This is a genomic window from Allorhizobium sp. Av2 (assembly GCF_021462805.2).
Taxonomy (GTDB): Bacteria; Pseudomonadota; Alphaproteobacteria; order Rhizobiales; family Rhizobiaceae; genus Allorhizobium; species Allorhizobium vitis_G.
On record NZ_CP192696.1, the window covers coordinates 883,645 to 897,194 of the forward strand.

The window sequence follows — 13,550 nt, forward strand, 5'->3', positions numbered from 1 at the left end:
AAATTGTCACTACAGCCTAGATCTCCTCAAGAAAATCGCTGAAAATTGCCTGTAGGCGGGTATGGCGCTCGTGCGCCATGTGTTGTCCGGTCGGGGTCTGGAAGCCATCCGCCAGCTTGAAAAGCTTGGTCTGAAAATGGTCGATGGCAAAGCGCTTGTCGTCCAGTGGGCGATGTAAAGCCTTCGGATCGCTTGGATCGTAAAGCCCGGAGCCTAGCCGCCCGGCAATGTAGAAACAGCGCGCCGCCCCGACCACTCCGATGGCATCCAGCCGGTCGGCGTCTTGCAGGATCTTTGCTTCCAGCGTTTCGGGTGCAAGATTGGCCGAAAAACTATGGGTGAGAATTGCGTGGGAGACCGCTTGGACTCTGCTCGTTGGCCATTGTCTGTCGTTAGCCAAGATGGCTTCAGCTTGCTTTGCGGCAAGGCGGGACGCATCCGCTCGGTTGGGCGCGTTCTTTTCCATGGAAACGCAATCGTGCAGCAGAACGGCTGCGGCAAGAACCTGACTGTCGCCGCCTTCGACGGCATGAATGCGCATGGCGTTTTTGAACACGCGCAAAATATGGGCGGCGTCATGCGAGCCGTCATTACCCTCAGTGGCATGCGGCAGGAGCCATTTGGCAAGATCGTCATGAGGGGCAAAGGCTGTGGCGATCATCGGGGCATCTTCTCGCAGGGAATCACTTGGTTCTGCTGTATCATTGCCCAAATCCACTGAGATTGAAGGATAAATCCACCCTCAAAATCGCATGATTTTGCCCTGGCCTTCGCAGAGTGGAAAAGCGGTACGCAAGGACGCAAATTTCCGTGATCCCGCGCGGCAACAACTGAGCGTTTTTCAACTCAACCTCTAGAAAACCCCAGATTTCTAGGGAAATCATCCGGCCCATATAAATTATCACCTATAACAATTGCCTTTTGACTAAGGCCCCCAAATCACGATAGGCATCGCGTAGCGCCGTCCTGTCTCGCGTTTAAATGGCGCTATAAAAATAGAAACAACCTAGACAGGGGTTTTCAATGACGAGCGTTTCTTCAGCGTCTCTTTCGTCGGTGTCGTCTTACAACGTCGGCTCGACATCCAGCTTGGACACCAATAGCGATGGTGTCGTTTCTGCGGAAGAACAATCCGCGGGATCTACCCGGACCCAGGACCCAACCGTTTTGAGCGATAGTGCCGCCAACAGCACATCCTCGCAGCTTTCCAGTGATATGATGGCCATGGTTCTGGCCCGTGGCGACAGCTCTTCTACCGACCAGAATGCAACCAAGTCCATCGACACAGATAGCGATGGAAAAGTAACCCAGGAAGAATTTGTCAACGCACGTCCGGAGGGTGCGTCGGAGGAAGATTCGACCAAGATGTTTGAGGCCATTGACTCGGAAGATGCTGGCTATGTGACCGAAGACCAGCTGCAGTCCGAGACTAAAATGCCACCTCCGATGATGATGGGCGGTATGGGCGACATGCAGAGCCTTAGCAGCATGATGTCCGGTGACAGCAGTGGTAGTGAAGACAGCATGTCCATGGATGACGTGTTCAGTCAGATGAGCTCGGTTATCAATGCCTATCGTTCCGCTGGCGGCACCGCCGACGAAACCGATACGACCGGACAAACCGCCGCTGCCTGACGGGTCGCTATCGCACCCGACTATCCCGGTGCAGGACTTTGGAGCTCATCGTTCTAGGACTGAGACTGGGAGATCGTTTTATCAGCCATGAGGCTGAATGCTGCCCTGAAGGGCCGCTACTTGCAAACAAACGGCATGGAGACATGATGCCTATGCCGATTGAACCCGCTTCAAACTTTACCAATCTATCCCTTTTTTATCCCATTCAATGCTGATTTATAGATCCCTCGGATCGAGCCCATCCGTATCAAGCGGAGCTGGAGACCGGATCGGCTGCAAAAATTGGCAGCACAAATGGCGTATTGCCATCAGCGTCCAGACCACGGCCTAGCTTTTTCATCGCCGCAACGAAGCGCCCCCCGCGTGAAAGCAGACTATCGGCAATCTCCACCATCCGGATATTGGGCGTCGCAAAAGGCGATGCGGCCCGTAAGCCTTGCGCCAACGCCTCATCGTCCTGTTCGGGATGCAAGGCGAGGCTGGCAATCAAGGCTGCGGCTGGAGAGCGTGATACCCCCATCCAGCAATGGATCAGCAGCGGCGCAGTCTGGTCCCAATCCCTCACGAAATGAATGATCTGTTCCACATGCACGTCTTGCGGGGCGATGAGATCACCTCTGCCTGCAAAGGTAATGTCGTTCAGCGCAAGCGTAAGATGGCGATCCGGTGAAATCACTGCGGGGCGATGAAAATCCTGGCCCTTGGCCAGCAGGCTAATCATTTCTTTCGCCTTGTGGCGCACCGCCATTTCGGCAAGGCGAGCCAGCGGGCTGACGACGAAATAGCTCATGGCGCACCCGTAGCGGTTTTTTTGTGATTTTCCGCCTCTCGAAGTCGCTCGATGGCGTCGAAACGCTCCGCGAATTGCCGCTGGGCTTCAATGGCTGGCATAGGGGCAAGTGGCAGCATGTCGGCGGTAATATGGCGCGGTTGGCCGAAGATTCGCACGGCTTCCGTGTTGGTAAATCCCGCAAGCTCGGTGGCCTCGAAATAGGCGGCGATGCTATCGGCTTTCTTGATCAGGCTTTTCAGGCTGGCCGTGGGATGCGAGGGCAAGCCAAATCGCAGATGGATGGCCGCCTCCAGCCGCTTTTCGACCAGCTTATAGCCGCCGCCCACCACCGCCTTGAAGGGCGAAATCATATCGCCGATCACATATTCCGGCGCATCGTGCAGCAAGGCCATTTGCAGGTCGTTGGCGCTGTATTTGCTATTGCAGCGGCGAAAGATCTCTTCGACCACAAGGCTGTGTTGGGCAACGGAAAAGGCATGGTCGCCAATCGTCTGGCCATTCCAGCGGGCGACGCGGGCCAGGCCATGGGCAATATCGGAAAGCTCGACATCAAGCGGCGAAGGGTCGAGAAGATCGAGACGACGGCCCGACAGCATCCGTTGCCAGGCCCGCGCCGATATCGGAGGAGGGACGACGGGCATGTCAGTCTTCGTCTGACGCGGCAGGAAAATCCAGACCGGTCCAGGCGGGCAGGTGCAGACGCACAGCCTGATCGCCGGCCAGAATAGGCGTGCCATTTGTTATCGCATCGCCAGTGCGGTCGATGCGGACGATCGCCAATCCCATGTTGTCCAAGATGGTGCCGAGTGTGCCAAGCGGCTTACCATCGGCACGAAGCTCGGTGCCGGTCGCGGGTAGGGCAGTGTCAGCGGAAACGATGGCGATCCGGCGGCGGGCCATCTTACGGTGATGCATACGCGACACCACTTCCTGCCCGACATAACAGCCCTTCTTGAAGGAGACGCCGCCATTGAGATCAAGCAGCACGTCGTGCGGATAGGCATCCTGAAGCGGATAGTCGAGCCCCGCTTCTGCCACCCCGGCTTTGATTCGCAATGCTGTATAGAGCCGGACATCACCCCCAGCCGAGTTGACGCGACCCGGCACGCGCCAGACCGTGTCGCTGGCAGCGGTGAAACGACGATCCTGAAAAGCGGATTCAGTCGGCGCCTCGTCCCAAATCACTGTGACACCGGTAAATTCAGCGGCGGTAAGGGTCACGGCGGCGCGCAGCTTGTAGAGTGTCAAACGGCGCAGCAGGGCCTCTTGTTCGTCAGATGCTACCTCCAGCAGATAGCCATCGGCCAGCGGATAGACCAGCATGTCAAACAGGATCTTGCCCTGGGGTGTCAGCAACGCCGAGGGCGCGGCTTGTCCAGGTTCGATAAGGCCGAGATCTGCTGTCAGCAAATTGTTGAGAAAATGCGCGGCCTCTGCTCCAGCCACCTTTAGAAAAGCCCGGTTTTCAAGAAAAACGGCTGGCATGAGACGATCCAATCACATCTTGCGAAACCACGGCAGTATTAGGCGAGGTCGTGGATTGCATATTTTTCTCTTCAGCAAATTGATTGCCGCAAGGTCAAATAGGCTAGAGGCTGCCTGGCTCAAACTGAACCCGGCAACCTCTCGTGACCTATGACATCATTTGCCTTGTTGGGAAACGCGGGGCCCACTTTTCCAAGGCAAGCACGCGTCCATCAATCGCCTGCCGTGAAGAATTTCCATTTTCCATCGGGTGCAATGCCGATGCGGAAGAAATTGTAATTGCCAACTTCCAGCATGTTTTCAAAATCGCCCGCTGTCACCAGCCGCAGCAATTCCACTTTTTCCGGTGGGGTCAGCGTTGTCAGCGGCTTTTCGGCAAAATACGGCCAGACATAGGCTTCCTCCGGGGTTCCGGCATTGACATGCACGAAGCCGGTCGACAGCACGTCCAGCATGATGGCCAGGACTTCGAGGCCATCGGGATCGCCAGAAACGCTCTTGATCGTTTGGATCGGGTCGCCATTGTCATTGCCAAGTGCCAGCGCGGTCGGATCGTTGCCGCCTGCCAGAAGCGCGCGTAACCGTTCCGGGTCGCCGGAGGCTGCGGCTTCCACCAGCTTCTCGCGCAGTTTGCGCACGGGTTCGGGGGCCTTGCTAATATCGTAGATCACCTCAACAGGCGTGTGGGGTGCCGCTTCGGCAGTCGCTGCCTTCGCCTTGTCGGCGGGGGTTGCCTGCTGTGGTTCGGTGCTGGGCGCGCTCTTCGGATCGGAGGTGCTATCGGTTGGCAGGCCCGGCTGCTGGCCGGTTTGCGGTTGCTGTCCCTGCTGCGCCGCATCCTTGGCGCCGCCCTGCAATTCCGACAGAGCGAAACTGCTGCCCGGCAGAGCGACAACGGCAATACTTGCCATCCAGCCGCAGACCAGCATTGTTTTTACATTGTTCTTGAGACCGGTTGCCTTTGCTCCGGTCTGGCATGCCTTGCGCATCTTCTTGCCTCTGAAACTTACTGAACACTTCGCTTGGGAGAAAACTCACCGGCCAGCATACGGGCGCGCAAAGACTCCAACATGGCTTCCGCACCATCTTCACCATGAATGCGGATGGTTTCGCGCATGGCCAGTGCAATGGCCGCATCGGCGATGATTTCCGGTTCGATACCGTCAGCCATGCCGTCGGCCCAGGCCTCGTTCTGATATTCGAGGGCAGCCTGCATCTTTTCATGAACGATCATGTCGTCAATCTCGTTGCGGCGTGGTTCCATTCTGCATGTCCTCGAAGCGATACTTACTCAGCTGTTAACGACTCTATCAGTGTTTTATCAAAACGACACGGGCGAATGCTAAATCGGATGAATTATTGGTTAATTTCCAAAGCGCGCCGTCATTTCCCGAACAAGTGTTGCGCCTTCAGCACGATACTGGCTTTCTGCCACCCGAGCGGCAGAAGTGCAAGAGGGATGGACTGCGGCAAAGGCCCGATAACCACGGTTATAGGCGGCTGTCAGCACCTGTTTGCGGGCCGGTTCAGTGCCTGCATCGAGCGCGATGAGCTTTTCGGCGACAGCCCGCCATTGCTGCTCCGGTTGGCCCGCGCAGAGATTGCGCAGATAGGTCACGGTCCCCAGGATTTCCGAGAGCCGATTCAACTGTCCGTCATAGGGCGTTGCCTGTTGCGCAGGCGTTGCAGCCTCGCTGGGCAGCTTTGCTGGAGGCGCAACACTTGCCGCTGCGGCAATTCCCGCCATGAGGACGGATAGGGTAGAAAGTGCGGAAAAAAACAGTATTCGTCGGGTCATGCATATCCATGGCATATCCGGCAGATTAGCCGGGATTGACTTCAACCTTATCACGATTCCCGCCTTCGTTTACGCTGCTTTACCGCAAGCCACCAGCTTTTCCACGCAGTCGCGCACGCTCGGTGGCACGGGCAGATCCCGGATTTCCACCGGGCTAAACCAGCCCAGCGCTGCGGCATCGCTTTGGGCGACTGCCGCCGCCGCCGGGTCGTCCAGGGTGACGAGGAAAACGGAAAGCCGGAAGTGATGGTGACTGGGGCCGCCCGGGTCGGGGTAGAGGTCGTAGCTGGCAAACAGACTGGGCGCATGGGCCGACAACCCTGTTTCCTCATTGAGCTCACGCAAAGCGGTCTCTTCCGGTGTTTCGCCGGGTTCGCCACGCCCGCCGGGAAAGGCGTAGAGATCGGCGGCTGGCGGCTTTGACCGCTTGACCAACAGCAGCTTGCCTTGGCGGATCACGATGGCGGAGGAGGCGGGGGCGAAAAAAACCGGGACGGGTTGCTCGGTCATACGGTGCTCGTTCTGTTTGCTGACCCGATGCATCAGGCAGCCGTTATAAGGTCGCTTGACGATAGGCTCTGTGACTGCGAAGACAAGTGCATGTGTGGACGTTTTGCCCTGACCGTGACACCGGATGAAATCGTGGAGGCATTTGGTCTGCACGAACTCGAGGCTTTTCCGCCCCGGTTTAATATTGCTCCGACCCAGCCGATCCTGACTGTTGGCAATGGCGAGGTGCCGATGATGGGCAGTAACCTGCCAAGCAGGCGGGCGCTGCTGGTGCGCTGGGGTTTTCTGCCCGGCTGGGTGAAAGATCCAAGTGATTTTCCACTGCTGATCAATGCGCGTTCTGAGACGGCGGAAACCAAGGCATCTTTTCGCGGCGCCATGCGCCATCGCCGTGTTTTGATCCCGGCCTCCGGCTTTTACGAATGGTATCGGCCAGCAAAAGAAAGCGGTGAAAAACCGCAGGCTTATTGGATCCGCCCCACCCAGGGCGGTATTGTCGCTTTCGGGGGACTGGTCGAAACCTTTGCCGCCGCCGATGGATCTGAAATCGATACCGGTGCCATCCTGACCACCCGTGCGAATCAGTCGATCCGAGCGATCCACGACCGCATGCCGGTCGTGATCGGCCCGGAGGATTTCGAGCGTTGGCTGGATTGCAAGCGCCAGGAGCCACGCCATGTCGCTGATCTGTTGAAACCGGCAGGCGAGGACATATTCGAAGCCATTCCGGTTTCCGATAAGGTCAACAAGGTCGCCAATACCGGCCCGGATGTGCAAATCCGTATCGAAAACCCGACGCCGAAAGCCGAGCCCAAGCCGCCTTCGCAACAGCTATCGCTGTTTTGAACGGTATTGGAAAAAGTGCGCCCTCACGCAACTTTCTTGATCGGCGCTCGCTTCAACATCAGAGCGGCGGCAATCACCGCTTTCAGACCGATCGGACGGTAATTATCGCTCAATTCCGGCTTGGCCGGTTGCGGGGCTTCTTTAGCTTGCAGGGGGGCGGGCATGATGTTCTCCAAAGTGTTTCCATTGCGGCCTCTCAGATCTGCTTGCAACCTGAGGGACACGCATTTCCCTTGTTTCAGTCTGTCCTTATCGAGAAAATCGGATTGCGTTTTTCCCGTAACAAACTCCAGAACAGTGCTTTTTTGACTGCTCAGGTTTAGAGATCATGACACTTTCGTGAACAATGCAAATTAATTTAAATCAAAGACTGCTACTTTTCGTGAGTCTGTTTTACAATTTCCGGTTTTAAAGGCCTGTTTCAAAGGCCTCGATCCATGCCGGCGCCGTGATGGTCGTCGTGGTCTTCCATGACGGTCAAGGTGCCGTATTTCCGCTTCCAGGCGTGGGCGCCGAAGGGCAGGGAGAGAAGATAGACGATGACCGTTACCGACAGCACTTCCCAGGTAAAGCTCATCAGCAGGGCGACATAGAGCACTACAGCGATCGTCAGTGGCAGAACCAGATCGCGGCGGACCTTCTTTTCGGATTTGCCGGACCAGACCGGCAAACGGCTGATCAGCAGGAAGGCGATCAGCATCGTATAAGCCGAGGACGCAAAGGCAAATCCGGGGGTGGCTTCCACACCCAGAAAGCCGAGATAGATCGGCAGCATGACCAGAAGCGCACCAGCCGGTGCCGGAACGCCGACGAAATAGGCGTTTTGCCAAGGGGCCTTGATGGCACGCTCGTCCATCACATTGAAGCGGGCAAGCCGCAGACCTGCGGATATCGCAAAGATCAGCGCCGCGATCCAGCCGAAGGACCGGGCCTGGTCCAAAACGTAGATATACAGAACCAGACCGGGCGCCACGCCGAAATTGACGATATCGGCGAGTGAATCCATTTGCGCGCCAAATTTCGATGTGGCTTTCATCAGGCGGGCGATGCGTCCGTCGATCCCATCGAGAAAAGCGGCGACCAGCACCATGCCAACCGCAAGCTCGAAACGTCCTTCGAATGCCAGGCGTACGCCGGTCAGACCGGCGCAGATTGCCAAAACGGTAATCAGGTTCGGAATCATGAGCCGCAGCGGAATTTCCCGCAGCCTAGGCCCGCGTGAAGCCTCGTTGACTTCCTGCTGGCCTGCCTGATTCTCATCCGCCGGATTGCTCGGCCCCTCATTCTCTTCCGAGGGGTGCGCCTGATGCTGCGGCGTGTCGCTGTTCATGGCTGGCCTGTCTCCGTTATGGCTTGCAAAAATCGTCTCAGCTGCGGCGGCTGATGACTGGGCCCTTTGCCGAACCATATTCCGCGATCACGGTTTCACCGCCAATCGAACGCTGGCCAACTGCAACACGCGGCTCAGCACCGGCTGGGAGGTAGACATCCAGTCGCGAACCAAAGCGGATCAGGCCGAAACGTTCGCCAACCCCAAGCGCCTGGCCGGGGACTGACCAGCAGAGGATGCGGCGGGCCACGAGACCTGCGATCTGCACCACGCCGATGGCGCCGCGTGGGCCATCGATGACTAGCGAGTTGCGCTCATTGTCGGTGCTGGCCTTGTCCAGTTCAGCATTCAGGAAACTACCTTCCCGGTAGACAACCTGACGGATTGGACCGCGCACCGGGGCGCGATTGATATGAACATCGAAAACATTCATGAAGATCGAGATGCGCAGCATCGGGTCGCTCGACAGCTGCAATTCTTCCGGCGGGATGACCATCTGGATCATCGACACGCGGCCATCGGCAGGGCTGACCACCAGATCGTCATCCTGTGGGGTGAGGCGCTCCGGGTCGCGGAAGAAATAGGCGCACCACAGTGTCAGCAGCAGGCCGACCCAGAACAGCGGCTCCCAGATCCATCCGAGCACCAGCGACCCGACGAAGAAAGCGCCGACAAAAATATAGCCTTCCTTATGCACGGGGACGAGGGTATTGCGGATCGTATCGAACAAGGACATCGGTAGGACTTCTCCTGAAAACTCTATTGATGACGTGACTACCGCGAAACGTGTTCAGGGGCAATGCCGGGCCTGATTGAGGTCATCCACAGGCAGGCAGTCGCACTTTTATACACGGGCATTACACAGCAGGCGGCAGGCGCGTGACCACGCCGAGATCGTCGCTTTCGCGCACCTGGCGCAGATGCTCTTCTGCCTGGGTCGCCTCCCGCTGCCGGTTCCACATGGAGGCATAAAGGCCGTTTTGCGCTAGAAGTTCCGCGTGAGTGCCGCGCTCGGCGATTTCGCCCGCTTTCAAAACGATGATCTCATCAGCCCCGATCACGGTGGACAGCCGATGGGCGATGACCAGAGTGGTGCGATTTTGCGATACAATGTCGAGGGCCGCCTGGATATCCTGCTCGGTTGTCGTGTCGAGCGCTGAGGTTGCCTCATCGAGAATGAGGATTGGCGGTGATTTCAGCACGGTGCGGGCGATGGCGACGCGCTGCTTTTCGCCGCCTGACAGTTTTAGCCCGCGCTCGCCGACCATGGTCTTGTAGCCCTGCGGCAGTTCACGGATCGAGCGGCTGATCTGGGCAATGTCGGCGGCGGCTTCCATTTCGGCGTCGCTGGCCTCTGGCCTGCCATAACGGATATTATAGGCAATGGTGTCGTTGAACAGCACCGTATCCTGCGGCACCATGCCGATGGCGGCGCGCAGCGAGGTCTGGGTGATGTCGCGGACATCCTGCCCGTCAATGCGGATCGCGCCCTGCTGCACATCATAAAACCGGTAGAGCAACCGTGAAATCGTCGACTTGCCAGCGCCGGATGGGCCGACGACGGCAACCGTCTTGCCCTCCGGCACGGTGAAGGAAATCCCCTTCAGGATCGGCCTTGCGGGGTCATAGGCGAAATGCACGTTTTCGAAGGTGATCGCGCCCTTGGCGATGGCAAGCGGCTTGGCATCGGGCGCGTCGCGTACTTCCGGCTCTACCGCCAGAAGGTCAAACATCTGCTCGATATCGGTCAGGCCCTGGCGGATTTCGCGGTAGAGCATGCCGATGAAATTCAGCGGCACGGAAAGCTGCAACAGCAGCGCGTTGACGAAGACGAAATCGCCGATGGTCTGCTCGCCGCGCTGCACGGCCAGTGCTGAAAACACCAGCATCACTGTCATGCCCACACCGAAAATCAGCCCCTGGCCGAAGTTCAGCCAGCCGAGCGAGGTCCAGACCTGGGTGGCGGCCTTCTCATAGCGGGCCATGGAGGCATCGAAGCGGCGGGCTTCCATGTCTTCATTGCCAAAATATTTGACCGTCTCGAAATTCAACAGCGAGTCGATGGCTTTGACATTGGCATCGGTATCGCTGTCATTCATCGACCGGCGGATGGCGATGCGCCAGTCCGAAGCCTTGACCGTGAACCAGACATAGACGGCGACGGTGACGGCCGTGATCGCCAGATAGGAGAGGCCATAGCCCCACCAGAAAATCACCGCTGTCAGGGCAAATTCGATCAGCGTCGGGATGGAGTTGAGAATGGTGAAACGGACGATGGTTTCAATACCCTTGGTGCCGCGCTCAATGATCCGCGACAGCCCGCCGGTCTTGCGCTCCAGATGGAAGCGCAGCGACAATTGATGCATATGCAGAAAGGTTATATGGGCCAGCCGTCGCACGGCATATTGGCCGACGCTGGCAAACAGCGCGTCGCGGAACTGGTTGATGCCCATCTGCACGATGCGGGCCAGATTATAGGCGATGACCAGCATGACTGCCGACAGCATGAAGGTAGGCAGCAGGCCAGTCGCATCCATCTTACCGTTCAGCGCATCGGTGGCCCATTTGAAATAATAGGGCACCAGCATCAGGACCAGCTTGGCGATCACCAGAAACAGGCTTGCCCAGACCACCCGCATTTTCAGATCGAGGCGCTCGGCTGGCCACATATAGGGCCAGAGATTGACGATGGTGCGCCACGGATTGCTGCTTTCGGCCGAAACCGTTTTAACTTTCTGATGCATGCTTTATGTCCTGCGCGCGGGCTGGTGGAAGCGCGGTCGGTTCCCGGAAGGGCGGCCAAAAAGAGGCGGCACGAAAAAGGCGACCCTGGGGCCGCCTTTGGTCGTCGCTGATATAGGCAATATAAGTGAAACAGGCAAGGACCGGTCGGGTTTAGCCCCGTCCTTGCCTGTATTTGCGCCTATCGCTTGTGCTCACGCATCCATTTGCGATGGATTTTTTTGGCCTCGTCATCGGGCATGGATTGATCCGGCACGGTGAAGGTCTGGCCGGGCTCGATCAGGTCGGGGTTGCTGATCTGTTCGGCGTTGGCAACATAGATCGTCGTGTAGCGCACGCCCTGGCCATAGACTCGCCGGGAAATCTGCCAGAGCGTATCGCCCCGGCGGATGATCACCGCATTCTTGCTTTCGGTCAGCGGCGCCTGGCTCAGCACTGGCGGCGATGTGCCATCGGTTGGTGCCAGGGTCGGTGCCGGGTTTTGCGTCGCTGCGGCTTGCGCGGCGGCAATTTTGGCCGGCATGGGCTCCAGCGCCGCATCGACAAGCGACTTGAGGGTCGGCAAGGCATTGGCCATCGCCGTGACCGAAGCCGTCGGTACTTGTTTGAGGACGACCAGAGCCTTGTCAGCCTGATCTGCCATCCGCGTCATGAAGGCGCTGGCGGTCTGGTCCGTGCTGGGGGTCGGGCGGAAATCCGCAACTGCTTTCAGGGCAAATTCCAGCGCCGAACGCGAGGCTGCCAGGCTTTCCAGCGTTGGTGTCTTGCCATCGGCAAACAGGTTGCTGAGCAGCGTGAAGGACTTGGCCAGCGTATCGCGCTGCCGGTCGAACAGGTTGCTATCGACGGTGGCCGGGCTGACGGTGCTGTTGGCGGCGCCGGGCTGGGTTTCCGGTGCGACAACCGCAACCTGATCGCCTTCCGGCCGGTTGAACGGCACGGACGCGCGCAGCGTCACCCTGCCATTGGCGTCCTTCAGATCGACGCTGATGATATGCTGGCCGACGGAAAGCGCCATCTGGCCTTCGACCACGAAATGCCCCTTCTGGTCGACATCCGCCGAGCCGATCTGCTTGCCATCGGCATAGGCGGTCACGGTTCGGCCCTTCTGGGCATTGCCTGCCACGAAGATCTTGTCGCCTTCAAGCTCGACGGCGGTGATCTGCAAATCGGCAGCGGACAGGGATGGGCTGGACGCAGACCCGGGGGATGCCGTGGGCGCATTAGGCGTGGCTGCGGCGACGCGGCCTTGCTTGTCGACACCATTGATCTGTTCAGGAGCTTGTGGCTGGCCCTTATCCTGTTGCGTGGCTTGATCCTGCTGCGGGCCACTGATCAACCGGCTGGCTTCGCCGGGCTTTGTCACCATGGCCAGCACGTCACCGGATGGATCCGCCGGGACGGAAACCGTAGCCTGCTCCTCGGACCCGATGGTCTTGCCTTCCTTGGTCGTGGCTTTCAAATCCAGAGAGTGATCGCCGGGCGACAAGGGCTTGTCGAGCACGATGGCGAAATCACCGTTGGGAGAGGCGGTGGCACTGGCAATATTGTTGGAGCCGTCATGGACCTCGACCTTGGCACCCGGTGCCGCGCTGCCGGCGATGACCGTTGAGCCGTCTTTTTCAACGCGTAGCACGTCAAAACGCGGCATGTCTGGATCGATAGCCACTTCCGGCTCGCCACGCATGGCCCGACCGATATTGGCGATCATGGCGGCGGCATCCTGCGGGGAGGCGGGCAGTTTGGCGATCAACTGCAAGGCATGGGCAGCCGAGGCCTTGGCCTTCGTGAGGCTGTCTACAAGCCCAGATTCGATCCCGGCGGGAAGGTCGGCATCCGATAGGGCTTTCAGCGCGGTCAATGCGGCAATGCGGGCTGTGGCGTAAAGTTCGGGTGCCGGGGTTTTCTGATCGGCAAACAGATTTTCCAAGGCGGCCACCGATTGCTCTGCGGCCTTGGTCAGACGCTGCATCTTGGCGGCGGCCTGGCCATCGGGGGCAGGCGTGGTTGAGGAGGGCCCTGACGCTTCGGGCGTCGCCGCCTGTTCTGCCGGGGCAGCAGGTGTTTCTGCCGTCTTCTTTGTGCCGCCAATTTGCGGAAGCACGAAAAACACCATCAATACTGTCGCAATGGCAAGCACGCCGAGAGCCAGCCAACCGGCACGGTTTTTCATAGTCCAACGTCTCCGGGCGGATTATTCCGCCATATCCCTTGAAACTGATAGAGCGCCATCGGGTATGAATACCCAATGAAGGACGCTCAAAAGTTTTGTCCCCACTGCATGACCCAGCTCAAAACCGCAGAACGGTGCGGTGCTACGGGCTTGGCGTTTCCATCGGATTTTCCAAAAATCGCGTCCCGCATTCTGGTCCGATCTCTTACATCCATTGGGATTTAAGAGTTTATGCAGT

The 13,550-nt window shown here is 58.3% G+C and carries 15 protein-coding genes; 2 read left to right on the forward strand and 13 right to left on the reverse strand.

Annotated elements, in window-relative coordinates:
* Positions 1-16: 16 nt before the first annotated feature.
* On the reverse strand, positions 17-661 hold the full coding sequence (locus tag FS819_RS04195; protein WP_156550859.1) for an HD domain-containing protein: 645 nt from the start codon (positions 659-661) through the stop codon (positions 17-19).
* A 362-nt stretch (positions 662-1,023) separates the two neighbouring features.
* Here FS819_RS04195 and FS819_RS04200 point away from each other — a divergent pair, with 362 nt between their 5' ends.
* Positions 1,024-1,635 (forward strand): EF-hand domain-containing protein, encoded by a 612-nt coding sequence (locus tag FS819_RS04200; RefSeq protein ID WP_156550858.1) that lies wholly within the window; start codon positions 1,024-1,026, stop codon positions 1,633-1,635.
* Between the two features lie 247 nt (positions 1,636-1,882).
* Here FS819_RS04200 and FS819_RS04205 read toward each other — a convergent pair whose 3' ends face one another.
* From FS819_RS04205 to FS819_RS04235, 7 genes are all read right to left on the reverse strand, one after another.
* On the reverse strand, positions 1,883-2,425 hold the full coding sequence (locus tag FS819_RS04205; protein WP_156550857.1) for a tyrosine phosphatase family protein: 543 nt from the start codon (positions 2,423-2,425) through the stop codon (positions 1,883-1,885).
* Entirely contained in the window at positions 2,422-3,069 is a 648-nt protein-coding gene (locus tag FS819_RS04210) for a YfbR-like 5'-deoxynucleotidase (protein ID WP_156550856.1), read from the reverse strand. The genes FS819_RS04205 and FS819_RS04210 overlap by 4 nt, the downstream gene beginning before the upstream one ends.
* Position 3,070: 1 nt before the next feature.
* Complete coding sequence (ygfZ, locus tag FS819_RS04215) at positions 3,071-3,913, reverse strand: CAF17-like 4Fe-4S cluster assembly/insertion protein YgfZ (RefSeq protein ID WP_156629838.1); 843 nt, start codon at positions 3,911-3,913, stop codon at positions 3,071-3,073.
* A 212-nt stretch (positions 3,914-4,125) separates the two neighbouring features.
* Positions 4,126-4,902 carry a hypothetical protein gene (locus tag FS819_RS04220; protein ID WP_197434209.1) on the reverse strand — a complete coding sequence of 259 codons (777 nt, stop codon included), beginning with the start codon at positions 4,900-4,902 and terminating at the stop codon, positions 4,126-4,128.
* A 17-nt stretch (positions 4,903-4,919) separates the two neighbouring features.
* A complete protein-coding gene (locus FS819_RS04225) occupies positions 4,920-5,177 on the reverse strand; it encodes a hypothetical protein (RefSeq protein WP_015915468.1) in 258 nt (85 codons plus the stop codon).
* 99 nt (positions 5,178-5,276) lie between these two features.
* Complete coding sequence (locus tag FS819_RS04230; protein WP_234624914.1) at positions 5,277-5,711, reverse strand: TIGR02301 family protein; 435 nt, start codon at positions 5,709-5,711, stop codon at positions 5,277-5,279.
* A 69-nt stretch (positions 5,712-5,780) separates the two neighbouring features.
* Positions 5,781-6,221, reverse strand: a complete 441-nt coding sequence (locus FS819_RS04235; RefSeq protein WP_156550854.1) for an NUDIX hydrolase — start codon at positions 6,219-6,221, stop codon at positions 5,781-5,783.
* Positions 6,222-6,311: 90 nt separating this feature from the next.
* Here FS819_RS04235 and FS819_RS04240 point away from each other — a divergent pair, with 90 nt between their 5' ends.
* Positions 6,312-7,067 (forward strand): SOS response-associated peptidase, encoded by a 756-nt coding sequence (locus FS819_RS04240; protein WP_156550853.1) that lies wholly within the window; start codon positions 6,312-6,314, stop codon positions 7,065-7,067.
* A gap of 23 nt (positions 7,068-7,090) precedes the next feature.
* On the opposite strand, the gene FS819_RS04245 is transcribed toward FS819_RS04240, so the two are convergent.
* The 5 genes from FS819_RS04245 to FS819_RS04265 form a co-directional block, all read right to left on the reverse strand.
* Positions 7,091-7,231, reverse strand: a complete 141-nt coding sequence (locus FS819_RS04245; RefSeq protein WP_174089192.1) for a hypothetical protein — start codon at positions 7,229-7,231, stop codon at positions 7,091-7,093.
* Between the two features lie 257 nt (positions 7,232-7,488).
* Positions 7,489-8,397, reverse strand: coding sequence for a CDP-alcohol phosphatidyltransferase family protein (locus tag FS819_RS04250; RefSeq protein ID WP_156550852.1), 909 nt, complete (start codon positions 8,395-8,397; stop codon positions 7,489-7,491).
* A gap of 37 nt (positions 8,398-8,434) precedes the next feature.
* Positions 8,435-9,133 (reverse strand): phosphatidylserine decarboxylase, encoded by a 699-nt coding sequence (locus FS819_RS04255; RefSeq protein WP_156550851.1) that lies wholly within the window; start codon positions 9,131-9,133, stop codon positions 8,435-8,437.
* Between the two features lie 121 nt (positions 9,134-9,254).
* Complete coding sequence (locus FS819_RS04260) at positions 9,255-11,141, reverse strand: ABCB family ABC transporter ATP-binding protein/permease (protein WP_156550850.1); 1,887 nt, start codon at positions 11,139-11,141, stop codon at positions 9,255-9,257.
* 179 nt (positions 11,142-11,320) lie between these two features.
* Positions 11,321-13,312, reverse strand: a complete 1,992-nt coding sequence (locus FS819_RS04265; protein WP_156550849.1) for an Ig-like domain-containing protein — start codon at positions 13,310-13,312, stop codon at positions 11,321-11,323.
* Positions 13,313-13,550: the final 238 nt, after the last annotated feature.